Origin of the sequence: Brevundimonas poindexterae (genome assembly GCF_020524625.1) — a bacterium.
In the GTDB taxonomy this organism is placed as follows: Bacteria; Pseudomonadota; Alphaproteobacteria; order Caulobacterales; family Caulobacteraceae; genus Brevundimonas; species Brevundimonas poindexterae_A.
This window is the reverse complement of sequence record NZ_JAIVLL010000001.1, coordinates 45,935-66,811: the sequence shown is the minus strand read 5'-3', so window position 1 is coordinate 66,811 and position 20,877 is coordinate 45,935. Positions and strand designations below refer to the sequence as shown.

General features: G+C 68.1%; 21 protein-coding genes and 1 tRNA gene. 11 read left to right on the top strand and 11 right to left on the bottom strand.

The genetic code is table 11. The features are described 5' to 3' along the window. The first annotated feature begins 21 nt into the window (after positions 1-21). Entirely contained in the window at positions 22-228 is a 207-nt protein-coding gene (locus LC068_RS00315; protein ID WP_226633570.1) for a hypothetical protein, read from the top strand. Here LC068_RS00315 and LC068_RS00310 read toward each other — a convergent pair. From LC068_RS00310 to LC068_RS00290, 5 genes are all read right to left on the bottom strand, one after another. Continuing rightward, positions 225-1,388 (bottom strand): cystathionine gamma-synthase, encoded by a 1,164-nt coding sequence (locus LC068_RS00310; protein ID WP_209119438.1) that lies wholly within the window; start codon positions 1,386-1,388, stop codon positions 225-227. The genes LC068_RS00315 and LC068_RS00310 overlap by 4 nt on opposite strands. Positions 1,389-1,403: 15 nt before the next feature. Further along, a complete protein-coding gene (locus LC068_RS00305) occupies positions 1,404-2,120 on the bottom strand; it encodes a dienelactone hydrolase family protein (protein WP_226633569.1) in 717 nt (238 codons plus the stop codon). After that, positions 2,117-2,869: a dienelactone hydrolase family protein gene (locus LC068_RS00300; RefSeq protein ID WP_226633568.1), complete on the bottom strand. Its 753-nt coding sequence runs from the start codon at positions 2,867-2,869 to the stop codon at positions 2,117-2,119. The genes LC068_RS00305 and LC068_RS00300 overlap by 4 nt, the downstream gene beginning before the upstream one ends. 1 nt (position 2,870) lies before the next feature. Further along, on the bottom strand, positions 2,871-4,274 hold the full coding sequence (locus tag LC068_RS00295) for a pyridoxal-phosphate dependent enzyme (RefSeq protein WP_226633566.1): 1,404 nt from the start codon (positions 4,272-4,274) through the stop codon (positions 2,871-2,873). A gap of 71 nt (positions 4,275-4,345) precedes the next feature. Continuing rightward, entirely contained in the window at positions 4,346-4,702 is a 357-nt protein-coding gene (locus tag LC068_RS00290; protein WP_226633564.1) for a hypothetical protein, read from the bottom strand. Positions 4,703-4,803: 101 nt separating this feature from the next. On the opposite strand from LC068_RS00290, the gene rnr reads away from it, so the two are divergent. Continuing rightward, complete coding sequence (gene rnr, locus LC068_RS00285) at positions 4,804-7,080, top strand: ribonuclease R (protein WP_226633561.1); 2,277 nt, start codon at positions 4,804-4,806, stop codon at positions 7,078-7,080. On the opposite strand, the gene LC068_RS00280 is transcribed toward rnr, so the two are convergent. After that, entirely contained in the window at positions 7,049-7,591 is a 543-nt protein-coding gene (locus tag LC068_RS00280) for a TetR/AcrR family transcriptional regulator (RefSeq protein WP_226633559.1), read from the bottom strand. The genes rnr and LC068_RS00280 overlap by 32 nt on opposite strands. A 160-nt stretch (positions 7,592-7,751) precedes the next feature. Here LC068_RS00280 and LC068_RS00275 point away from each other — a divergent pair, with 160 nt between their 5' ends. The 5 genes from LC068_RS00275 (at position 7,752) to LC068_RS00255 (ending at position 11,415) form a co-directional block, all read left to right on the top strand. Further along, positions 7,752-8,171, top strand: a complete 420-nt coding sequence (locus LC068_RS00275) for a hypothetical protein (RefSeq protein WP_226633556.1) — start codon at positions 7,752-7,754, stop codon at positions 8,169-8,171. An 11-nt stretch (positions 8,172-8,182) separates the two neighbouring features. After that, positions 8,183-8,353 (top strand): sortase B protein-sorting domain-containing protein, encoded by a 171-nt coding sequence (locus LC068_RS00270; protein WP_226633554.1) that lies wholly within the window; start codon positions 8,183-8,185, stop codon positions 8,351-8,353. Further along, positions 8,350-8,706 carry a VOC family protein gene (locus tag LC068_RS00265; protein WP_226633552.1) on the top strand — a complete coding sequence of 119 codons (357 nt, stop codon included), beginning with the start codon at positions 8,350-8,352 and terminating at the stop codon, positions 8,704-8,706. The genes LC068_RS00270 and LC068_RS00265 overlap by 4 nt, the downstream gene beginning before the upstream one ends. Positions 8,707-8,750: 44 nt before the next feature. Then, positions 8,751-9,476, top strand: coding sequence for an NUDIX hydrolase (locus LC068_RS00260; protein ID WP_226633550.1), 726 nt, complete (start codon positions 8,751-8,753; stop codon positions 9,474-9,476). A 61-nt stretch (positions 9,477-9,537) separates the two neighbouring features. Continuing rightward, on the top strand, positions 9,538-11,415 hold the full coding sequence (locus LC068_RS00255; protein ID WP_226633548.1) for a sulfotransferase: 1,878 nt from the start codon (positions 9,538-9,540) through the stop codon (positions 11,413-11,415). A 4-nt stretch (positions 11,416-11,419) separates the two neighbouring features. On the opposite strand, the gene gor is transcribed toward LC068_RS00255, so the two are convergent. From gor to glmU, 4 genes are all read right to left on the bottom strand, one after another. Further along, positions 11,420-12,820, bottom strand: a complete 1,401-nt coding sequence (gor, locus tag LC068_RS00250) for a glutathione-disulfide reductase (RefSeq protein WP_226633546.1) — start codon at positions 12,818-12,820, stop codon at positions 11,420-11,422. A gap of 256 nt (positions 12,821-13,076) precedes the next feature. Further along, positions 13,077-13,697, bottom strand: a complete 621-nt coding sequence (locus tag LC068_RS00245; protein WP_226633543.1) for an energy transducer TonB family protein — start codon at positions 13,695-13,697, stop codon at positions 13,077-13,079. A 35-nt stretch (positions 13,698-13,732) separates the two neighbouring features. After that, positions 13,733-14,419 (bottom strand): ribose-5-phosphate isomerase RpiA, encoded by a 687-nt coding sequence (rpiA, locus tag LC068_RS00240; protein WP_226633542.1) that lies wholly within the window; start codon positions 14,417-14,419, stop codon positions 13,733-13,735. Continuing rightward, complete coding sequence (glmU, locus tag LC068_RS00235) at positions 14,419-15,783, bottom strand: bifunctional UDP-N-acetylglucosamine diphosphorylase/glucosamine-1-phosphate N-acetyltransferase GlmU (RefSeq protein WP_226633541.1); 1,365 nt, start codon at positions 15,781-15,783, stop codon at positions 14,419-14,421. Before glmU ends, rpiA begins: the two co-directional genes overlap by 1 nt. A gap of 64 nt (positions 15,784-15,847) precedes the next feature. Between glmU and LC068_RS00230 the strand changes: the two genes are divergently transcribed. From LC068_RS00230 to LC068_RS00220, 3 genes are all read left to right on the top strand, one after another. Further along, positions 15,848-16,567 (top strand): HAD hydrolase-like protein, encoded by a 720-nt coding sequence (locus LC068_RS00230; protein WP_226633540.1) that lies wholly within the window; start codon positions 15,848-15,850, stop codon positions 16,565-16,567. 22 nt (positions 16,568-16,589) lie between these two features. After that, a tRNA-Val gene (locus tag LC068_RS00225) sits at positions 16,590-16,664 on the top strand. Between the two features lie 187 nt (positions 16,665-16,851). After that, a complete protein-coding gene (locus LC068_RS00220; RefSeq protein WP_226633539.1) occupies positions 16,852-17,940 on the top strand; it encodes an ABC transporter ATP-binding protein in 1,089 nt (362 codons plus the stop codon). Positions 17,941-17,955: 15 nt separating this feature from the next. Here the strand turns inward: LC068_RS00220 and LC068_RS00215 are convergent, their stop codons facing one another. Then, entirely contained in the window at positions 17,956-19,803 is a 1,848-nt protein-coding gene (locus tag LC068_RS00215) for a pre-peptidase C-terminal domain-containing protein (RefSeq protein ID WP_226633538.1), read from the bottom strand. Between the two features lie 106 nt (positions 19,804-19,909). Here LC068_RS00215 and folD point away from each other — a divergent pair, with 106 nt between their 5' ends. Next, complete coding sequence (gene folD, locus LC068_RS00210) at positions 19,910-20,836, top strand: bifunctional methylenetetrahydrofolate dehydrogenase/methenyltetrahydrofolate cyclohydrolase FolD (protein WP_226633537.1); 927 nt, start codon at positions 19,910-19,912, stop codon at positions 20,834-20,836. Positions 20,837-20,877 lie beyond the last annotated feature (41 nt).

The window sequence follows — 20,877 nt, the reverse complement described above, 5'->3', positions numbered from 1 at the left end:
CCGTAGCCCCTATATAGGGGCATGACCTTCCGACCCACGACACTCGAGCGCGCCTATGAGCTGGCGCGCGAGGGCCGCTGCCGCACCGTCGGCGACATCAAGATCCAGCTGAAGATCGAGGGCTACGAGCGCATCCGCGAGTCGCTGTATGGCGGCACCCTCAACGCCGCCCTTCGCGACCTCTGCCGCGAGCATTATGCCGCGGCCGAGGCCGACAGCGGCGCCTAGCCCAGCGCCTGGTCGAGGTCGGCGATCAGGTCGTCGATGTCCTCGACCCCGACGGACAGCCGGATCAGGCTGTCGGTGATGCCGCCCGCCTCGCGCACCTCCTTCGGCACCGAGGCATGGGTCATGATGGCCGGGTGGTTCACCAGGCTTTCGACCCCGCCCAGCGACTCGGCCAGGGTGAAAACCTCGACCCGCTCCAGCACCCGGCGTGTCCGCTCCAGATCGCCGTCGATGACCACGCTGACCATGCCGCCGAAGCCGCCGGTCATCTGGCGTGCCGCCAGCTCATGCCCCGGATGGCTGATCAGGCCCGGATAGATGACCCTGGCCACGCCCTTGCGCGTCTCCAGCCAGCGCGCCACCGCGAGCGCATTCTCGCAGTGGGCCTTCATCCGCAGGCCCAGCGTCTTCAGTCCCCGGTTGGCGAGGAAGGCGTCGAATGGTCCCATGATGCCGCCGACCGAGTTCTGCAGGAACTTCAGCTGTGTCGCCAGCTCGGGGTTGGCCGTGACCAGCACCCCGCCGACGATGTCCGAGTGCCCGTTCAGATACTTGGTGGCCGAGTGCATGACGATGTCGGCACCCAGGCTGATCGGCTGCTGGCACCAGGGCGTTGCGAAGGTGTTGTCGACCACCAGGATCAGGCCGCGCGCCTTCGCGATCTTCGACAGGGCCGCGATGTCGGCCAGCTTCATCAGCGGATTGGTCGGGGTCTCGACCCAGATCATCCGGGTCTTGTCAGTGATGGCCGCCTCGACCGCCGCCGGATCGGCCATGTTCACATAGGCGAAGTCCAGCCCCATGGACCGGCGCCGCACCCGCTCGAACAGCCGCCACGACCCGCCGTACAGATCGTCGCCGGTGACGATGTGGCTGCCGGCGTCCAGCAGTTCGAGCGCCGTCGAGGTCGCGGCCATGCCGCTGCCGAAGGCAAAGCCGTGCGTGCCCCCCTCCAGGTCCGCGATACAGGCCTCGAACGCCTCACGCGTGGGGTTCTTACCCCGCGCATACTCATAGCCCTTGTTCACCCCCGGGCTTTCCTGGGCGTAGGTCGAGGTGGCGTAGATCGGCGTCATGACCGCACCCGTCGTGGGATCGGGCCGCTGTCCGGCGTGGATGGCACGCGTGGAAAAGCCCGGACGGTTCTTGCGGTCGGTCATGCGGAATCGGTCTCTCTACAGAAGGGTCTGCTTGAAGAAGTCGGACGCCAGGCGATGGACTTCAAGCCATTGGGCCGGCGTATAGATATGCCCGGCCCCGCGCACCACCTCATGCTGCACCGGCACATCGGCGCGACGCAGGAACTCGACCCAGCGGCGTGTGCTCTCCGGAGAGACGTGGCTGTCGTTCTCCGACTGGATGACCAGCACGGGGATCCGGCGGCGCGGCGACCGCGGGATATAGACGTCCCACCCTCCGGCCAAGCCGATGGCGGCGGCCGCCCGGCTGTTGCCCAGCGCTCCATCCACGGCGACATAGGAGCCCAGCGAATAGCCCATGATGCCGGTGCGGCGGCGGTCGATACCGTCCGCGATCAGCCAGTTGATGGCGTCGCTGCCGACAGTCCGCCAGGCATCCATCATGGGCTCCGGCCGCACCCCGTCATCCGCCGCCGCGTCATAATAGGCCGGCACCATCGCCACGAAGCCCTCGGCGGCGAAACGCTCGGCCAGCGTCAGATACGGCGGACCGATGCCGCCTGCACCGTGCATGAAGACCACGCCTGCCCCATTGGGCGCGGTCGGGCGATAGAGCGCGGCACGGATGTCCTTGCGCCGGCTGCGGAACGTCAGGGTCTCGACCGAGAACGGCGCGTCCTGCACGCGTGCCATACCCGCCAGCCAGGGCGTGGCTGCGGCCGCGACCAGAAGCTGCCGGCGCGTGCGGGTCATGTCAGGGTGCGGTCGAAGAACCGCCCTGCCACGTCAAACACCGTCCGCCACTCGCCCGCGTCAAAGCGGTGGCGGGGTGAGGTCAGCTCATGCAACTCCACAGGCACTCTGGCGTCGGCGAGGGTCCGGGCCCGCTCGCGCACCCGACGCGCCGCGACCAGAGGGTCGCCGTCCGCATAGATCAGCAGCACCGGCGGGCGGTGACCGATCCTGTCCGTGTCCAGCGACCCGCCGGAAGCTACACCGACGAAGGCCGCGGCGCTTCCCTCCTCCAGCACCCCGTCCAGCCCGAGGGAGCCCCCGCGCGAGAACCCCAGCGCACCCACCCGGTCCGGCTCGACACCCGACCGCCCACCCAGCCAGTCCAGCCCGTCGAGGATCGCCCGGCGCCACCGCTCCGCCGCCACGGCGGTCGTGCGGCGCTGTCTCGGCGTCGCGTCGAAGTAGTTGGGCATCAGGCAGTGATAGCCCCTCGCCGTCAGGGACAGGGCCCCTTCGGTGAAGATGTGCACATCGTCCTGCGCCCCGCCTCCCCCGTGCAGCAGGGCGACGGCGGATCCGGCCATCGGACCGCGCCGCGCGTCGCCGACCGGCGAGAACAGCAGGCCGTTGATGGGGAACGCCCCACTTTGATAGCTGACCACGGAGATGCCCAGTGCCGCCGGATCCTGGGCCTTGACCGCGCCCGCACTCCCGACCGTCGTCGCGGCCAGGCCCCCGATCAGCAGCTGGCGACGGTCCGGGGTCATCTCACCGATTCAGGCTGAGGTGGTTGATCAGGTCCGTGCGGGTGATCAGGCCGACGAACCTCTCGCCGTCCAGCACGATCGCCACCCGATCCCGGTCGAACAGGGGCACCAGCGCCTCCAGCGGTTCATTGACCTGAACGGTGTCCAGCTCGCGCGTCATCACCTTTGACACCGGCAGCCTGAAGCGCTCCTCGCGGGTGATCTCGTCGGTGTTCATCGTGTGCACCAGATCGCTCTCGTCAACGATGCCGACCAGCCGCCCCTCGCTGAAGATCGGCAGTTGCGAGACATCGGCCCCGCGCATGCGCTTGAACACCGTGTCCACCGTGTCGTCCGGCCCGGCAAAGACCACGGCGCCGTCCTCATATTTGCGGGTGATCAGGTCCGACAGGTCGCCGTGCAACTCGCGCTCGCCCAGTCCCTGATCGGCCAGCCAGGCGTCGTTGTAGACCTTGGACAGATACTTGGCCCCGGTGTCACAGACGAAGGTCACGCACGTCTTGGGTTCGGTCTGCTCGCGGCACCAGCGCAGGGCCGCCGCGATCAGGGTGCCCGACGACGATCCGGCGAGAATGCCCTCCTTGAGCAGCAGGTCGCGCACGGTGGCGATCGCCTCGGCGTCGGGGATGGAATAGGCCTTGTCGATCAGGTCCATGTCGGCAGTGTCAGGCACGAAATTCTGGCCGATCCCCTCGACCGTATAGCTGCCCTCGGGTCCCGGCTCCCCGTCATTGACGATCCCGGCCAGCGTCGACCCGACCGGGTCGGCCAGAATGATCCTGGCGTCCGAGCCCTTTGACTTCAGGAAGCGGGCGATCCCCGTGATGGTGCCGCCCGAGCCGATGCCGGCGACAAAGCCGTCCACCTTGCCGTCCATCTGCTCCCAGATCTCGGGCCCCGTGGTCTCGAAATGCGCGGCCGAGTTGGCGTCATTGGCGAACTGGTTGACGTAGTAGCCGCCCGGAATCTGCTGGGCCAGGCGTTCGGCCATGTCGGTATAGTATTCGGGGTGGCCGTGCGGCACGTCCGAGCGGGTCAACCGTACATCGGCACCCATGGCGCGCAGGTGCTGGATCTTCTCCCTGGACATCTTGTCCGGGATGACCAGCAGCACCTTGTAGCCCTTGGCCTGTCCGACCAGGGTCAACGCCAGACCGGTATTGCCGGCCGTCGCCTCAACAATCGTGCCGCCGGGCTTGAGCCAACCTTCCTTCTCGGCGGCCGCAATCATCGACAGGGCGATGCGGTCCTTGATTGACCCGCCCGGATTCTGGCTTTCCAGCTTCAGGAACAGCCGGCACTTGCCGGTGTCCATGCGGCTCACCTCGACCATGGGCGTCTTGCCGATCAGATCGAGCAGCGAAGCGGTAGGACCGGCAAGGACCGGTTTGGGGGCAAGCGACATTCTGACTCCTGGGCTTTGGGCCGGAAGCTGGTCCGGTCTCCCGCTCAGGTCAAGCCGAACGCCTCATACCCTCAGGGAATGGCGTAGGCGTAGAGGCCGATGCAGCCATCCAGTTCGCGCTCCAGAATGGTGCCCCCGCCGTCTTCATTGGAATCCAGCCACGCGTTCAGGGCGTTGCCGCTGTCGTCGATCGACAGGCCTTCGCGCGACGCAGCCTGCAGTCGGCTGGCATCAGCAGCCTTCAGCAGGGTGGCCGCAAGCTCAGCGGTCTCCCGATTCTCGTCCGTCGGGTCGTTCTCGACCACCTGGGCGGCCAGTACGGCGGTGAACAGGAACACGCCGGTGCAGTTGACGGCCTGCTGATGGGTCGGGGGGTCCTGCGGGGCGGTGGACAGGGCGAAGGACAGGGCCAGGGCGGTGATGAACATGTGAAGCTCCAGGATGAGGCCTGCACCTTGCGCGCCGCCGTCCGGCGCTCAACCTCCGGAACCTGACGACAAAGCGGGGCGAAGCGCGTTAAGGGAGGAAGATGACAAAGAGCCCCCGTCGCCCCGCCCCGGGGCTGCCCGACAAGGACACCCTGCTGGCCTATCTGCGCGAGGCAGGGTCGGCCGAGAAGACCGACATCGCCCGTCACTTCGGCCTGAAGGGCGCCGACCGGCGCGCCCTGCGCGAGATGATCCGCGAGCTGGAGGAAGAGGGCCGTCTCGGCCGGCGCGGGCGCAAGGGCCTCAGCGAGGCCGGTGGCCTGCCCCCCGTCGGGGTGGCTGACGTCGTCGAGCGCGATATCGACGGCGAGCTGATCGTCCGGCTGGTCGAGGCGTCCGTCGACGCTCCGACCGCGCTGCTGATGCCGGATCGCAAGGCGGCCGGCGCCGCGCCGGGGCTGGGGGATCGCCTGCTGGTCCGCTTCGCGCGGGGTGAAGAGGGCTGGGAAGCCCGCCTGATCAAGAAGCTCGACACCGGGGCCGACCGGGTGCTGGGCGTGATCCGCCGTTCCGCCCGACAGGTGCGCATCGAGTCCGTCGACCGTCGGGGCAAGGACACGCTGATCGTCCCGGAAAGCCAGGTCGAGGGTCTCAAGGACGGCGACCTGGTACTGGCCGCGGTCGAAAAGGGCAGCAGCCGCCACGGCCCCAAACGCGGCAAGGTGCTGGAGCGGCTGGGCCGCGAGGACGACCCGCGCGCGGCCTCGCTCATCGCCATCCATGCCCACGGCCTGCCCACAGGCTTCTCCGAAACCGTCGAGGCCGAAGCCGAGGATCAGGCCCTGCCCTCGCTCAAGGGGCGCGAAGACCTGCGCGACCTGCCGCTGATCACCATCGATCCCGCCGACGCGCGCGACCACGACGACGCCGTCTATGCCCACGCTGATGATGACGCGAAGAACCCCGGGGGCTGGATCGTCTGGGTCGCGATCGCCGACGTGGCCGCCTACGTCCGACCCGGCAGCGCGCTGGACCAGCAGGCGCGCGACAAGGGCAACTCCACCTACTTCCCCGACCGGGTCGAACCCATGCTGCCCGAGGTGCTGTCGAACGGCCTGTGCAGTCTGAAGGTCGGCGAGAACCGTGCCTGCCTCGCCGTGCGCATGGTCTTCGATGCAGAGGGCAGGAAGCGCAGCCATCGCTTCGTCCGGGGCCTGATGCGGTCGCACGCCAGCCTGTCGTACGAACAGGCCCAGGCCGCCGCCGACGGTCGTTTCGACGATGTGACGGGCCCGATCGTCGACGCCGTCCTTAAGCCCCTGTGGACCGCCTATCGCACCATGCTCAAGGGCCGCAGGAAGCGCGCCCCGCTGGCCATCGAAAGCCTGGAACGCAAGATCAACATGTCGCCGAAGGGCGAGATCCTCTCGATCGAACCGCGCGCCTCGCTGGAAGCGCACCGCCTGATCGAGGAGATGATGATCCAGGCCAACGTCTCGGCTGCCGAGACGCTGGAGCAGAAGCGCACCCCCCTGATCTATCGGGTGCACGACACGCCCAGCCAGGAAAAGGTCTTCAACCTCGCCGACTTCCTGCAGACGCTGGGCCGTCCCTGGAACAAGGGCGAGGCGCCGACCACCAAGAAGCTCAACGCCCTGCTCGACAGCATGCGCGACACGCCCCACGCCGAGATCGTCAACGAAGTGGTCCTGCGCAGCCAGATGCAGGCGATCTACACGCCCGAGAACATCGGCCACTTCGGGCTGAACCTCGACCGCTACGCCCACTTCACCTCACCGATCCGGCGGTACTCGGACCTGATCGTGCACCGGGCCCTGATCCGGGCGCTGGGGCTGGGCAAGGACGGGCTGACCGACCGCGAGGCCTCCGAACTGCCCGCCATCGCCGAGCATCTGGTCATGACCGAGCGGCGCTCGATGGCCGCCGAGCGCGACGCCACCGACCGCTACATCGCCGCCTTCCTCGAGGAGCGGGTGGGCGCGACCTTCACGGGCCGGATCACGGGCGTGACCCGCTTCGGCCTGTTCGTGCGGCTGGACGAGACCGGCGCGGACGGCCTGATCCCCATCTCGTCGCTGGGCCGCGACTATTTCCAGCACGACGAGGCGGCCCACGCCTTGGTCGGCCAACGGTCTGGCCAGCGCTGGACCCTGGGGCGCCGGGTCGAGGTCAAGCTGGTCGAGGCCACCCCCCTGACCGGCGGCCTGGTGCTGGAGATGCTGTCCGACGCGGAAGAGGGCAAACCCCCGACCGGCGGCGGCCCGCGCGGCCGGCCCTCCGGCAAGCCGCCGCGCAAGGGCGGTGGCAAGCCGCCTTCCGGAGGGCTCAAAGGCGTGAGGAAGGGCCGTCGCCGCTGAGCGGTTCGAGATTGGCGAGCCAGGCGGCCATGGCTTCAACCGAGCACATCTGCTCGCCCGTCAGCCACGCCTTGAGGACGGCGAGTGTTGCCGCGGCAGACCCGGTGGCCCTGAGCGCAGCCGGGACACCGCTGACGGTCGGCGGCAGGCGGTACTCGATCATCTGGGCGAGCTTTCGCTGCAATCGCGGGGCGAGCGGGGGCTCAAAGAGGGCCCGGGCCGGCGCACGCCTGTCCCACATGTGCGCCAGGATAGCCTGCAGGTCGAAGCGGTTCGCGCGGCCCACCGCCGCCTCCGCGAGCGGCCTCCAGAGCGGCTCGATCATCGCCAGCAGCACCTCGTCCTTGCTGCGGAAATGCTCATAGAAGGTCGAGCGTCCGACGCCCGCTCGGGCAATCAGATCGGCGGTACGAATGTCCCGCCACTTGCGGCTGAACATGAGCGCCGTCATGGCGTCGGTAATCGCCAGTCGGGTGCGGATCTTGCGTCGGTCGGTTTCGGGTGGCCGCATCGTCATCCCCGCACCATAGCCCCACGGAGAAAGAGGGCGAGCCGGAAACCACCGGACAATTCGCGGCGATTGTCCGGAAGCGGACTCCGGATCGTTTTCGTCCGTGGCCCTCCGGCCTTGCTCCCGCCAGAGACGACCCGAACAGGACAGGGGCTCACCGATGGCAAACACTACACTCGACAAGGCCGGCGCCGGCGCACTCATTTCAGGGGCCGTCGCGGCTTCGGCCCTGATGCTGCACCACCCCACCTCGCTGCACGGGCCAGACGACGGACAGCTGCTCGCGGACTGGCCGAACGCAACCGTTCACGGCGCGATGGTCGTGTGCCTGTTCGCCTTTGCCCTTGGCGGGACGGCCCTGGTCAAACGCCTTGGCCGGGATCGGCCAACGGTGGTCAGCGGCGGTCTGGCCTTCAACGGGGCGATTGCGGCGTTCGTCACGGCAGCTCTGACCAATGGGTTCGCCATGCCCGCCGCGCCGGAAGCCGCCGGGGCACTCCGGGCCCTGAACCAGACACTCGCCACGTTCGGACTGCGGGGCTGGGCCTTGCCACAGGCGCCTTCGCGGTTCCCATGCTGACACGAGGCACCATGGCGCGTCTGGCAGCAGCGCCGGGGCTGCTCATGTTCGTGGCGGCACCTGTATGGGCGCTGACATCCGGCGGCCATTTCGGACTTCACGCTGCGACCGCTTCCATGGGACTGTTTGCGATCTGGGCCCTTGCGACCGGCGCATGGCTTCTGAAGGAAGACACCCCATGAGCGACACGCACCGGATCGCAGCCATCGTCCCCGCCCGGGACCTGGCAGCCTCGACCGACTTCTACGAGAGACTGGGCCTGACCGTCACGGCAGATTACGGGGACTACCGCATCCTCAGCGACGGGCGCGGCTGGCACCTGCATCTACGGCTCGTGCCCGGCTGGCCGGCCAGGATCGAGGACAATGCGCTTGGGCTGTATCTCTATGTCGAGGATGTGGACGCTGTTGCCGAACGGGTGCGGGACCGCATCATCGAACCGGGTGATCCCTCGCTGAAGCCCTGGGGCTGTTACGAGTTCTCGGTCAGCGACCCCAATGGCGCCCTGATCCGGATCGGTCGGATAGAGACCTAGGCCCCGGCCTTTCCCGGGATGGCGGATCGTGGCATCGCTGGTCCATGGTGCGTGAGACTCCCGAGACTTCCCGGCCCTTCGATGCCCGCGCCGATCTGGCGGACTCGCCGGATGTCGGGGCCCGGATGCGCCCCCGGGATGCCGCGACCCTGATCCTGACCCGGAGCCGCTCGGGCAAGGTCGAGGCGCTGATGGGGCGTCGGGCCCCCGGGCATGTCTTCATGGCCTCGAAGTGGGTGTTTCCGGGGGGACGGGTGGAGCGGGCCGACTTCACCGCGCCGTTCGCCGCCGACCTGCCCGCAAGCGAACTTGCCATGCTGTCGCGCGAGATGACCGAGCGCCGGGCGCGGGCGCTGGCCATGGCAGCCGTGCGGGAGACCCATGAGGAGACCGGCGTCATCGTCGGACGCCCCGCCGTCCGTCGGAGCGTGGCCGGTCCTTGGCGGGACTTCCTGTCGACGGGCCATCAGGCGGACCTGGCGGGCCTCAGCTACATCGCCCGCGCCATCACACCGCCGGGTCGGCCGCGGCGTTACGACGCCCGCTTCTTCCTGGCCGACGCGGACGCGCTGGACCTGCCCGCGCGCACGGACCACGGCGACGAGCTGGAGCGCGTGGCCTGGGTGCCGCTGGACGATCTGGACGACCTGCCCCTGCCCGCCATCACCCGCTTCGTCGTCGGAGAGGTGAAGGCGCGACTGGCCGGCGAGGACCCGGGACGCCCCTTCGTGCGCCAGCTGAACGGGCGCCACCGCATCGAGCGACTTTGACGCCCTCCGGGGGCGGGTCTATCACGGACACCCCTTCTGTTCAGAGTGTCCGGCTGATCGCGTGAAACTGTCCCGCCCCTTCATCAAGCTGCCCTTCCGCTTCGACGTGGACCAGCTGCGGCGCGAGGTCGAGGCCTTCCCCGACGACGCCTGGGCCAAGCATCCGAACAACATCCCCGGCAACAGCGCCCTGCGCCTGATCACGGTCGGCGGGACCGAGAACGACGACGTGGCCGGGGCCATGGCGCCGACGCCGCACCTGCAGTCCTCGCCGTACATCCAGCAGGTGCTCAGCCACTTCGGCGTGGTGTGGAGCCGCTCGCGGCTGATGCGGCTGGGGCCGGGGTCTTCGGTGCCCGAGCACACGGACATCAACTATCACTGGTTCCACCGGGTGCGGCTGCATGTGCCGATCGTGACAACGCCGGAGGTGCGCTTCCACTGCGACGGGGAAGAGGTCCACATGGCCGCGGGCGAGGCCTGGATCTTCGACAACTGGCGGATCCACAAGGTCGACAACGGGTCGGACATCTCGCGCGTGCACCTGGTGGCGGACACGACAGGCAACGGCCGCTTCTGGGACCTCGCGGAAGCCGCGGCCACCCAGTCCCTGCCTGAGACCCCCATCCCCTTCCGGCCCGGGCAACGGGCCCCGCTGGCCCTGGAGCAGTACAACATCTATCGCGTCATGCCGCCGTCTGAAGTTGACGAGCTGCTCAGCGACCTGGTGGCCGAGACCGGGTCGGTGCGTCAGGGCGACGAGGGCCGGGCGCACCTGCAGCAGTTCGCGCGGCTGATGCACGGCTTCCGGCAGGACTGGCGCCAGCTGTGGTCCCTGTTCGCCGACACCGACCGGGGCATCCCGCATTACCAGAAGCGGCTGCAGATGCTGATGCAGCAGGTCACGGCGCTGGGCGACGACCTGAGGGTCAGCTCCAACATGATGCCGGTGCCCGCGGTCGTCCGGCAGCGGATCGGCGCCTATGGCGTCAATCCGGGCGTGGCGCCGATGGGCGGCGGTGTCGCCACGGGCATGATGGGTCAGCCCGTCCCCGCAGCCGCCGGTGCGAGCCCGGCCCCGGCCCGCCCTGCGGCGGTCATGCAGACGCCGGACTATGACCGCCCCGTGATCATCGTGGCCGCGCCCCGCTCGGGCAGCACGGCCCTGTTCGAGACCCTGGCGGTGACGCCCCAGTTGCACACCGTGGGCGGCGAGGCTCACTGGCTGGTCGAGGGCTTCAAGGCCCTGCGGCCCGGCGCGCCCGGCATCGACTCCAACCGGGTGACGGCCGACCACTACAGCGACCAGATCGGCCTTGCGATGAAGGCCCGGCTGGCCGAGAAGCTGCGCGACGGGGCCGAGCGGCCCTTCGCCAACCAGGACAGCGTCCGCCTGCTGGAGAAGACGCCCAAGAACGCCCTGCGCATCCCCTTCTTCAACGCCCTGTTCCCGGACGCCCGGTTTGTCTTCCTGTGGCGCGAGCCGGAGGAGAACGTCTCCAGCATCATCGACGCCTGGCGGGCCGGCGGCTGGGTCACCTATCCGCAGCTGCCCGGCTGGGACGGCCCCTGGTCACTGCTGCTGCCGCAGGGCTGGCAGGGCCTGAAGGGCAAGCCTCTACCCGAGATCGCGGCCTATCAGTGGGCGACCACCAACCAGACCATCATGGACGACCTGTCCGCCCTGCCGGCCGACCGGCGCCACGTGGTCCGCTACGCCGACTTCGTCGCCGATCCCGCGGCGGTGATGCGCGGCATCTGTGACTTCGCCGACCTTGAGTTCGACGCGGCGCTGGAGGAGCGGACCGGCGGCAAGCTGCCGGAGTCGCGCCACACCCTGACCCCGCCCGCGCCCGACAAGTGGAAGAAGAATGCGGCGGAGATCGAGCCCCTGCTGGCGGGCCTGAAGCCGATCCGGGACCGGCTGGAGGGCTTCTGAGCCCCTATTCGGCGGCGGTCGCGGCGACCGACTGCTTGTCCTTCAGGGTGACCAGTTCCTCGGCCAGGGTCGGGTGAACGGCGCAGGTCGCGTCCCACTGGGCCTTGGTCAGGCCGGCCTTCACGGCTATGGCGGCCAGCTGGATCATCTCGGGCGCCTCCGGGCCGACGATATGGACACCGACGACGCGCTGGGTGTCGGCATCGACCACCAGCTTCATAAGCACCCGCTCGTCCGAGCCGACAAAGACGGTCTTCATGGGCCGGAAGCGGGTCAGATAGACATCGACGCCCTTCGCGCAATGACGCCGGGCCTCGGCCTCACTGAGGCCGACCACGCCGACCGGCGGCTGGCTGAAGACGCCGGTGGCAACGGCCTCATAGTCGAACGACGAGGGGTTGTCCTTGTAGCGGGTCTCGTGGAAGGCCACGGCCTCGCGAATGGCGACGGGGGTCAGATTGATCCGGTCGGTGACGTCGCCGATGGCCCAGATGTTGTCGACGCTGGTGCGCGAGTATTGGTCCACCTTGATGGCGCCGCCCTCGGTCAGTTCGACCCCGGCCTCCTCCAGCCCCAGACCCTTGACGTAGGGGGTGCGGCCCGTGGCGAACATGACGGCCTCGGTCGTCAGCGACATGTCATTCTCGAGGTGGCTGACAAGACCGTCGGCGGTCTTTTCGATCGAGGAATGCTGGCAGCCCAGCACGACCTTGATGCCGCGCCGCTCGATCTCGCCCGCCAGATGGGCGCGGACGTCATCGTCAAAGCCGCGCAAAATGTTCGGGCCGCGATAGACCAGGGTGGTCTCGACCCCCAGACCCGCAAAGATGCCGGCGAACTCGACCGCGATATAGCCGCCGCCCGCGATCAGGATGCTCTTCGGCAGCTCGGGCAGGTGGAAGGCCTCTTCCGAAGTGATGGCGTGCTCGATGCCCGGCAGGTCTTCGGGCACCCAGGGGCGGCCGCCGGTCGCTATCAGGATGGTTTCGGCCGTGACGGTGCGGTCAACCGAGCCGTCCTTGTTCAGGACCTCGACCGTGTGGGCGTCCTTCAGCCGGGCCCGGCCGTGGATCAGCTCGGCGCCGGCCTTGCCCAGATTGGCGACATAGATGCCGGACAGCCGGGCGATCTCGACGTCCTTGGCCTCGAGGAAGCGCTTCCAGTCGAAGGTCGCACCCTCGATGTCCCAGCCATAGCCCCCGGCGATTTCCAGCGCGTGGCTGACCTCGGAGGCCATGACCATGAATTTCTTGGGCACACAGCCGCGGATGACGCAGGTGCCGCCAACGCGGTGCTCCTCGGCCACAGCCACCTTCTTGCCCGACAGGGCCGTCAGCCGCGCCGCCCGCACCCCGCCCGAGCCCGCACCGATGACGAAGAGGTCGTAGTCGTAGGTCGTGGGCATTCGGGGCTCCTGAATTCACACGGTGAAAAAAGACCGTCTGAATCGTCTGAATGGTCTGAAACCGGGGGCGGTGCAGAAATCAGACGATGAAAAAGACCGTCTGAATCGTCTGAATGGTCTGGAATCCGCTCCGGCGAATTGGGGACAGGCATGGTCCGGGAACGCCTGGCCCCCGTCGCGTCAGGGACTTAGGGATCAGGGGTGGGAGGGGCAAGGAGCCGGTAGCCTGTCAGTGACCCATCCCCTGGAGATCCGCTCAGCCGCGCCGCATCTCCCGATGCAGGGTATCGTGAAAGTTCTGGTTGGGCGACCTTTCGCACGCCGCCAGGGTACGCTCGAAAGTCGCTCCGAAAGTCTCTCCCAGCGCCAAGGACTGCCTAACGCCAGCGCTGTCTCTCAGCTTGAGGACTTCGTAGCCGAGCTGCATGATGTAGGTGATCGTGTCGGCATAGGTCCGCTCGGGCCAAGCCGATTCATACCAGCGGATTTGTTGCACGACGGCCCCGCAGCTCATGGTCAGCAGATCAACGGGTCGAAATTCGACGGTTAGTCTCAGCCGGACAGGCTCTTCCGGCAACCGCGAAAACCCGGCCTCCTCCACTGAAGCCACCGCATCGGCATCAAGGAATTCGGAGCGTGAAGATTGGACAAGTGTTACCGATCCAAGCGAACCATCCGGGTAGAGCACTGCTTCCACGACGGCCGACCCTGTGTGGCCCGCCGCATGACCTTGCTCGCTGAAACTGGGGAGCGGCTGCCGCAAAACACGCAATGGGAATTCCGCCGATTGCGCATCAACCCCTGGCGGCGCCGTCGGCGGAGCGGCACCGGGCGGTGGGTCCTGCAGCACCAATGAAAGGACAATCTCCGCCAGCATTACATTGCCCCCGCTCGTTCAGACCCGATCATCCGTCACGGCACCAGCACCTCAACCCCGTCATCGGTGCCGATGATGGCCTCGTCGGCGAGGTCGAGGAACAGGCCGTGTTCGACGACGCCGGTGATCAGTTTCAGATCATCCGCGAGGCGGCTGGGGTCGGTGATAGCCCCGCATCTGGCGTCATAGATCAGATTGCCGCCGTCCGTTCTGACCAGCCCGCGCTCGGCCGTCCGCACACGGGCAGGCATGGTGATGTCGTGGTCGGCCAGTACATCGGCGATGCGGTTGCCGGTGGTCTTGTGCCCGAAGGCAACGACCTCGATCGGCAGCGGGAAGGCGCCCAGCGTCTTCACCACCTTAGCCGCGTCGGCGATGACGATGCAGCGGTCCGAGGCCTCCCACACCAGCTTTTCGCGCAGCAGGGCCGCGCCGCCGCCCTTGATCAGGGCCAGACCCGGTCCGACCTCGTCCGCCCCATCGACGGTCAGGTCGAGGCGGGGGGTGTCTTCCAGCGTCGCGAGCGTCAGGCCCAGCTCACGCGCCAGATCGGCGGTGGCCTCCGACGTCGGCACGCAGCGCAGGTCAGGCAGGTTGCGCGCCGCCAGCGCCCGGACAAACCAGGCGGCGGTCGAGCCGGTGCCAAGGCCCACCTTCATGCCCGCCTCGACCCGAAGGGCGGCGGCCTCGCCGGCGATGCGTTTCTGATCGTCTGCGCTCATTACTTCTTCTGGCTCGCCTTCTTGGCCTTCATCATCTGCATGAAGCGCTCGGCCCAGCCTTCCTTGACGGTCTGGGCAGAGCGGCCGAGGGCGAGGGCGCCGTCGGGGACGTCTTCGGTGATGACCGAGCCAGAGGCGGTCATGGCGCCGGCGCCGATGGTGACCGGGGCGACCAGCGAGCTGTTGGAGCCGACGAAAGCCCCCTCGCCCACTGTGGTCTTGTGTTTGAACACGCCGTCGTAGTTGCAGAAGATTGTACCCGCGCCGATGTTGGCGCGCGGGCCGACATGGCCGTCGCCCAGATAGGACAGGTGGTTGGCCTTGGCGCCCTCGGCGATGTGGCTGTTCTTGACCTCGACGAAGTTGCCGATGTGGACATCGCGGTCCAGACGCGCACCGGGGCGCAGGCGGGCATAGGGGCCGACGATGGCGTCCTCGCCGACCGTGGCGCCTTCCATATGGCTAAAGCTGCGGATGCGGGCGCCCGAGGCGACCTTCACCCCCGGGCCGAAGACAACATAGGGCTCGACGACAGCGCCCGCCTCGATGTCGGTATCCCAGGCGAAATGTACGGTGTCGGGCGCTGGCATGGTCACGCCGCGCGCGAGGAAGGTCTCGCGCTGGACCTTCTGGAACAGGGCCTCGGCCTCGGCCAGTTCGGACTGGGCGTTGACGCCCATGACCGCATCCTCTGACGCCATGACGGCGCGGGTAGGCACACCGGCCTCGCGGCCCAGCTGGACCACATCGGTCAGATAGTACTCGCCCTTGGCATTGTCGTTGCCGACCTTGTCGAGCAGGTCGAACAGCACGCGCGCCGGGGCCGACATGACGCCCGAGTTGCAGGTGCGGATGGCCAGGACCTCGGCGGAGGCTTCCTTGGCTTCGGTGATGGCGGTCAGTTCGCCGCCCTCAATCACCAGACGCCCGTAGGCTCCCGGGTCGCGCGCCTCGAAGCCGATCACCGAAAGGGCGTCGGCGGCCTCGAACACCGGGGCAATGTCGCGGGCCTTCAGCAGGGGCACATCGCCATAGGTGATGACGACCTGGCCATCAAAACCGTTCAGGGCCTCTCGCGCGCACAGGACGGCGTGGCCGGTGCCCATGGGCGGGTCCTGGACCGCGACGGCGGCCTCACCCAGCCGGGCGACGACGTGGGCACGCACCTCGGGCGAATGATTGCCGACAACGACGACGATCCGTTCACAGCCCAAGGCCTCGGCGGCATCGATGGCGTGATCCAGCATGGCGCGCCCGCCGACCGGGTGCAGGACCTTGGGCAGGCGGGATTTCATCCGGGTGCCCTGCCCCGCTGCCAGAATAACGGCGGCGCGGGGGAGCCCGGCGTGGGTTTCGGTGGTCACGTGGCAAGCCCTCGTCTAGTCGTCCGGGGGCCATAACGCATCAAACGGATAAAAGGGAGGCTGGATGTCCTCGAAGGCGAACGGATGGACACTGCTGTTCGATCTGGATGGCACCCTGGTTGATTCGGCTCCGGATCTGGTGGGCACGCTGAATGCCGTTCTGGACACGGATGATCTGCCCGCCCTGCCGCTGGACCAGGGACGCGACCTGATCGGTCACGGGGCACGGGCGCTGCTGCGGCGGGGGTATGAGACGGCGGGCGCGCCGCTGACCGACGAGGCGCTGGACGTGCGGTTCGCCCTGTTCCTCGACCTCTATGTCGGGCGGATCGCCGACCTGACCCGGCCCTATCCCGGCTGTGTCGAGGCACTGACGGCGCTAAAGGCCGAGAGCTATACGCTGGCGGTGGCGACCAACAAGCGGACGGACCTGTCGCTGGCCCTGCTGGACGCACTGGAAATGACCGGCCTGTTCGCCTGTGTGCTGGGGCCGGACCGGGTGTCGGCGAGGAAGCCCGACGCCGCCCATCTGTTCGACGCGCTTGCGGCCTGCGGCGGCGATCGGGGGCGCGCCCTGATGGTCGGTGACAGCAGTCTGGATGCGGGTGCCGCCCATGCGGCCGGCCTGCCGTTCGTGGCGGTCGGCTTCGGCTATGCGGACGTGGCGATTCCGGCGATGGCGCCGTGGGCGGTGCTGGACCACTACGACGGCTTTCCGGCCCTCGTGCGCCGCTGTGTGAATGAGACCGAACAGGGCCTTGCCCTTGCCGGATCGCCGGGCTAAACACCCCGCCTCCTGACCGGTCGGATGCGTAGCTCAGCGGGAGAGCACCTCGTTCACACCGAGGGGGTCACAGGTTCAATCCCTGTCGCATCCACCATTCCTTCCCCTCATTTCACTCACGCCGGGACCGCTGGCGCGATCCGCTCCGTGGGGGCGGCGAACGCTCGCCGACGCCCGGTCGGGCGCGTGAGGTGACCTGCGACATATTCCTGTCACGCCGCGCTTGATCGGGGCCTGTAACCGGTTACGTTGGCGCCAACGAAAAGCGAAGGGCAGGTAACGCGATGGCAGGCGTCCGTCTCAACGGCGTGCGGAAAGACTTTGGCGCCGTGCAGGTGCTGAAGGGCATCGACCTGGACATCGCCGACGGCGAGTTCGTGGTGTTCGTCGGCCCCTCGGGCTGTGGCAAGTCGACCCTGCTCCGGACCATTGCGGGCCTAGAGGAGGCCAGTGCCGGCGAGGTGATCATCGGCGACCAAGTGGTCAACGACCTGTCGCCCTCGGACCGCGGCATCGCCATGGTGTTCCAGTCCTATGCGCTCTATCCGCACATGAGCGTGCGCGACAACATGGCGTTCGGGCTCAAGCTGGCCAAGCACGACAAGGCCGAGATCGAGCGCCGCGTGGCGGCGGCCGCCGAAATCCTGAACATCACCGACTATCTGGACCGCAAGCCCAAGGCCCTGTCCGGGGGCCAGCGCCAGCGTGTGGCCATCGGCCGGGCCATCGTGCGCGAGCCGCGCGTCTTCCTGTTCGACGAGCCTCTGTCGAACCTCGACGCGGCGCTCCGGGTCCGGATGCGCTATGAGTTCGCCGCCCTGCACCAGCGGTTGAAGACGACCATGGTCTATGTGACCCATGACCAGGTGGAGGCCATGACCCTGGCCGACCGGATCGTGGTGCTGAACGGCGGGATCGTCGAACAGGTCGGGGCGCCGATGGAGCTGTATGAGCGGCCCTGCAATCGCTTCGTCGCCGAGTTCATCGGCAGTCCGAAGATGAACATGATCCCGGTGACCCTGGTCGAGGCCGGGCCCAAGGGCGCTGTGCTGAAGACGGCCGGCGGCGATACGCTGCGCGCGGCGGTCAAGGCCGACGGGGCGAAACCGGGGGATGCGCTGACGCTGGGCATCCGCCCCGAGCACCTGTCACTCGACGGGCCGGGTGAGGCGCTGCACGGCAAGGCCGACTTCGTCGAGACCCTGGGCAATGCCACCTATGCCTATGTCGACATCGGCGCGGGCCATGACACCCTGACGGCCCAGTTGGCGGGGTCCGTGCGTCCGGCCTCGGGTGACCGGCTGGACCTCAAGGTGCCGGCCGAACACGCCTATCTGTTCGACGCGGACGGCAAGGCCTTCGAGCGCCTGTAGAGGCCTGACGCCCGCTCAGGGCTGGCGCTCGACCTTCAGGGCGTAGGTGCCGGTTTCGCTGGGCGCATAGCTGCCGGCGCGGATGATGTAGACGCCGTCGTCCGGCACTTCCCACTCCAGACGGGCGTGGGTGTCCGACAGGCCGTCGTCGTCGCTGGCCAGCACCTCGATATCGTCGCCGTCCTTTTCACGTCCGACGATAACGAAAGCATCGAAGCTGTTGGAAATCATGGTGATGACCAGGGTCTCACCGGCCTTGGCATTGATCCGGTAGGCGTCGAAATAGCTGTTGTCACCAGCGGCGGCGTCGGTCTCGGTCAGGGTGCCGCGGGCGGTGGACCCGATCAGGATGCTGCCGGGCGTGGGCGCCGGACCGCGATCGATCAGCTCGATCGAATAGAGACCCTCACTCCCGGACGACAGCGGCGAGACACGCACCACATAGTCGCCGGTTTCCGGCAGGGTGAAGTTCAGGCGGGAATCCGTGCCTTCACCCAGACCGTCGTCGTCCTGGGCCAGGGCGTCGAACTCCCCGTCGGCCGACCCGAGACGCAGGAAGGTGTCGAAGTCGCCAGACCGGGCGATGACCTGGACGCGATTGCCCTCCACGCCGCTGAAGCGGAAGGAGTCATAGCCGCGCTCCTCGGCATCTTGCGGGTCCTGATCGTCAATGGCGCCCTCGACCACCCTGCCCCATGCCAGCGGGGCCGGCGGGCGCTCGGGCGCCATCTCGGTCACGCTGAGGGTGTAGTCGCCCGCCGCCGTCTGGCTGAAGCCGCGCACCTCGACGCTGTAGAGGCCGTCGGCTGGCAGGGTGCTGACGATGCGGGAATTGGTGCCCTGGCCGCCACCGTCGTCGTCCTCGCTGAGCGCCACGCCCTCCGCCGCGCCCTGATACAGGACGAGATAGGTGTCGAAGTCTTCCGAGCCGAGGCGGATCTGGACCCGCTGCCCCTCGCGGCCACGGAACTCATAGACATCACTGCGGTAGCCGGCCTCATCCAGCGCCGAATCGGCCGACAGACTGCCCTCGGCTTCACCGCCGATGCGGATGGACCGCGGCTGCGGGGCAGGCGGCGCCTCTGCCACCGTCAGGCTGTAGCTGCCGGTTTCGTCCAGGCTGAGGGGGCGGGCGCGCACGACGTAGTCGCCCGTGGCCGGAGCGGTGAAGATCAGGCGCGAGTTCAGGGTGTCACCGTCGTCGTCGTTGTAAGCCAACTCCTCAAACACCTCGGTGTAGGCATGGCCGACCTGAACGAAGCTGTCGAAGTCGTCCGAGGTCAGTGTGATCAGGACGCGTTCCCCCTCGCGCGCGCTGAAGCGCCAGGCTTCATAGGGCACGTCCTCGTCGTTCACGGGGTGGGTATCGTCGATCGTGCCGGAGACCGTCTGGCCGAGACTGAGGGCCCTGGGCTCGGGCGCGGGAGGCGCCGGCGGCCGTTCCTGCGCGATCAGATTATAGGTGCCGCGGGCTTCCTCGCTGAAGGCCCGGGCGCGCAGGGTGTAGGTGCCGTCGGCCGGCACGGTGTAGCGCAAGCGGGCATTGGTGCCCTCACCCGCACCGTCGTCGTCGACCGAGACCGGCGCGCTGCCATCGCTCTCCGGGTCGTACAGCTCGAGATAGGCGTCGAAGTCGTCGGAGTTCATCATCACCTCGATCCGCTGACCGGCGGAGAGGTTCAGGGTCCAGGCGTCATAGGGCTGCCCCAGCTCGCTACGGGCATCCCCGTCGTCGAGACTGGCGTCCACGCCCTCGCCGAACATCAGGGGGGTGGCGTCCTGCGCCAGCGCGCCGCCGGCCGACAGGGCTGCCCACGAAACGGTGGCAAGTCCGATGAGTTTGATCCCGCGGAATCGGCGCATGGTGTCCCCTTCACATCTTTTCCCGATCATAGACGCCGAACCCCGGCCTATGTAAATCGCCTGACCGCAACGATTCCTGACGAGGGATCGGCAGAATGGACACGCCATGACCGCGACACCCTCCCCCACCGCCCGGATCATCGACGGCAAGGCGCGGGCGGCGGCCCTGGTCGATCGGGTGGCCGAAGCCGCGGCCCGGCTGAAGGAAGAGACCGGCGTCGTTCCCGGCCTCGCCGCCGTGCTGGTCGGCGAGGACCCGGCCAGCCGAATCTATGTGAAGAGCAAGGGCGAGACGGCCGCGCGCGCGGGACTGAACTCGTTCACCCACACGCTCGGCGCCGAGACGACCGAGGAAGAGCTGCTGGATCTGGTGGCGCGGCTCAATGCCGATCCGGCGGTGCACGGCATTCTGGTACAGCTGCCCCTGCCCGCGCACATCCGCGAGACGGCGGTGCTGGCGGCGATCGATCCGGACAAGGATGTCGACGGCTTTCACGTGATCAACGCCGGTCGGCTGGCGACCGGCCAGCCGGGGCTGGTGCCCTGTACCCCCCTGGGCTGCATCAAGCTGTTGAAGGCGACGCTGGGTGATCTGTCCGGCCTGAACGCGGTCGTGGTCGGGCGGTCGAACATCGTCGGCAAGCCGATGGCGCAGTTGCTGCTGGCCGAAAGCTGTACCGTCACCGTGGCCCATTCGCGCACCCGGGATCTGGCCGAGGTCTGCCGCCGGGCCGACATCCTCGTGGCGGCGGTGGGCCGGCCGATGATGATCCCGGGTGACTGGGTGAAGCCCGGCGCAACGGTCATCGATGTCGGCATCAACCGCGTGCCCTCGGCCGATCCGGTCAAGGCGGCCGAAGGCAAGACCCGCGTGGTCGGCGATGTGGACTATGCCTCGGCGGCCGAGGTTGCTGGCGCCATCACCCCGGTGCCGGGCGGGGTCGGGCCGATGACGATCGCCTGCCTGCTGGCCAATACCTATTCCGCAGCCTGTCGTGCGGCCGGCATCGAACCGTCACAGCTGGACGCTTGAAGCCCGGACCAACCGCGCCGATACTCTGAAAGAGGCCGGAT

Excerpts from the sequence above, each read along its gene's own strand:
- LC068_RS00315 (WP_226633570.1), top strand. The coding sequence starts at position 22 with ATGACCTTCCGACCCACGACACTCGAGCGCGCCTATGAGCTGGCGCGC.
- LC068_RS00310 (WP_209119438.1), bottom strand. The coding sequence starts at position 1,388 with ATGACCGACCGCAAGAACCGTCCGGGCTTTTCCACGCGTGCCATCCAC.
- LC068_RS00305 (WP_226633569.1), bottom strand. The coding sequence starts at position 2,120 with ATGACCCGCACGCGCCGGCAGCTTCTGGTCGCGGCCGCAGCCACGCCC.
- LC068_RS00300 (WP_226633568.1), bottom strand. The coding sequence starts at position 2,869 with ATGACCCCGGACCGTCGCCAGCTGCTGATCGGGGGCCTGGCCGCGACG.
- LC068_RS00295 (WP_226633566.1), bottom strand. The coding sequence starts at position 4,274 with ATGTCGCTTGCCCCCAAACCGGTCCTTGCCGGTCCTACCGCTTCGCTG.
- LC068_RS00290 (WP_226633564.1), bottom strand. The coding sequence starts at position 4,702 with ATGTTCATCACCGCCCTGGCCCTGTCCTTCGCCCTGTCCACCGCCCCG.
- rnr (WP_226633561.1), top strand. The coding sequence starts at position 4,804 with ATGACAAAGAGCCCCCGTCGCCCCGCCCCGGGGCTGCCCGACAAGGAC.
- LC068_RS00280 (WP_226633559.1), bottom strand. The coding sequence starts at position 7,591 with ATGCGGCCACCCGAAACCGACCGACGCAAGATCCGCACCCGACTGGCG.
- LC068_RS00275 (WP_226633556.1), top strand. The coding sequence starts at position 7,752 with ATGGCAAACACTACACTCGACAAGGCCGGCGCCGGCGCACTCATTTCA.
- LC068_RS00270 (WP_226633554.1), top strand. The coding sequence starts at position 8,183 with ATGGCGCGTCTGGCAGCAGCGCCGGGGCTGCTCATGTTCGTGGCGGCA.
- LC068_RS00265 (WP_226633552.1), top strand. The coding sequence starts at position 8,350 with ATGAGCGACACGCACCGGATCGCAGCCATCGTCCCCGCCCGGGACCTG.
- LC068_RS00260 (WP_226633550.1), top strand. The coding sequence starts at position 8,751 with ATGGTGCGTGAGACTCCCGAGACTTCCCGGCCCTTCGATGCCCGCGCC.
- gor (WP_226633546.1), bottom strand. The coding sequence starts at position 12,820 with ATGCCCACGACCTACGACTACGACCTCTTCGTCATCGGTGCGGGCTCG.
- LC068_RS00245 (WP_226633543.1), bottom strand. The coding sequence starts at position 13,697 with ATGCTGGCGGAGATTGTCCTTTCATTGGTGCTGCAGGACCCACCGCCC.
- rpiA (WP_226633542.1), bottom strand. The coding sequence starts at position 14,419 with ATGAGCGCAGACGATCAGAAACGCATCGCCGGCGAGGCCGCCGCCCTT.
- LC068_RS00230 (WP_226633540.1), top strand. The coding sequence starts at position 15,848 with ATGTCCTCGAAGGCGAACGGATGGACACTGCTGTTCGATCTGGATGGC.
- LC068_RS00220 (WP_226633539.1), top strand. The coding sequence starts at position 16,852 with ATGGCAGGCGTCCGTCTCAACGGCGTGCGGAAAGACTTTGGCGCCGTG.
- LC068_RS00215 (WP_226633538.1), bottom strand. The coding sequence starts at position 19,803 with ATGCGCCGATTCCGCGGGATCAAACTCATCGGACTTGCCACCGTTTCG.
- folD (WP_226633537.1), top strand. The coding sequence starts at position 19,910 with ATGACCGCGACACCCTCCCCCACCGCCCGGATCATCGACGGCAAGGCG.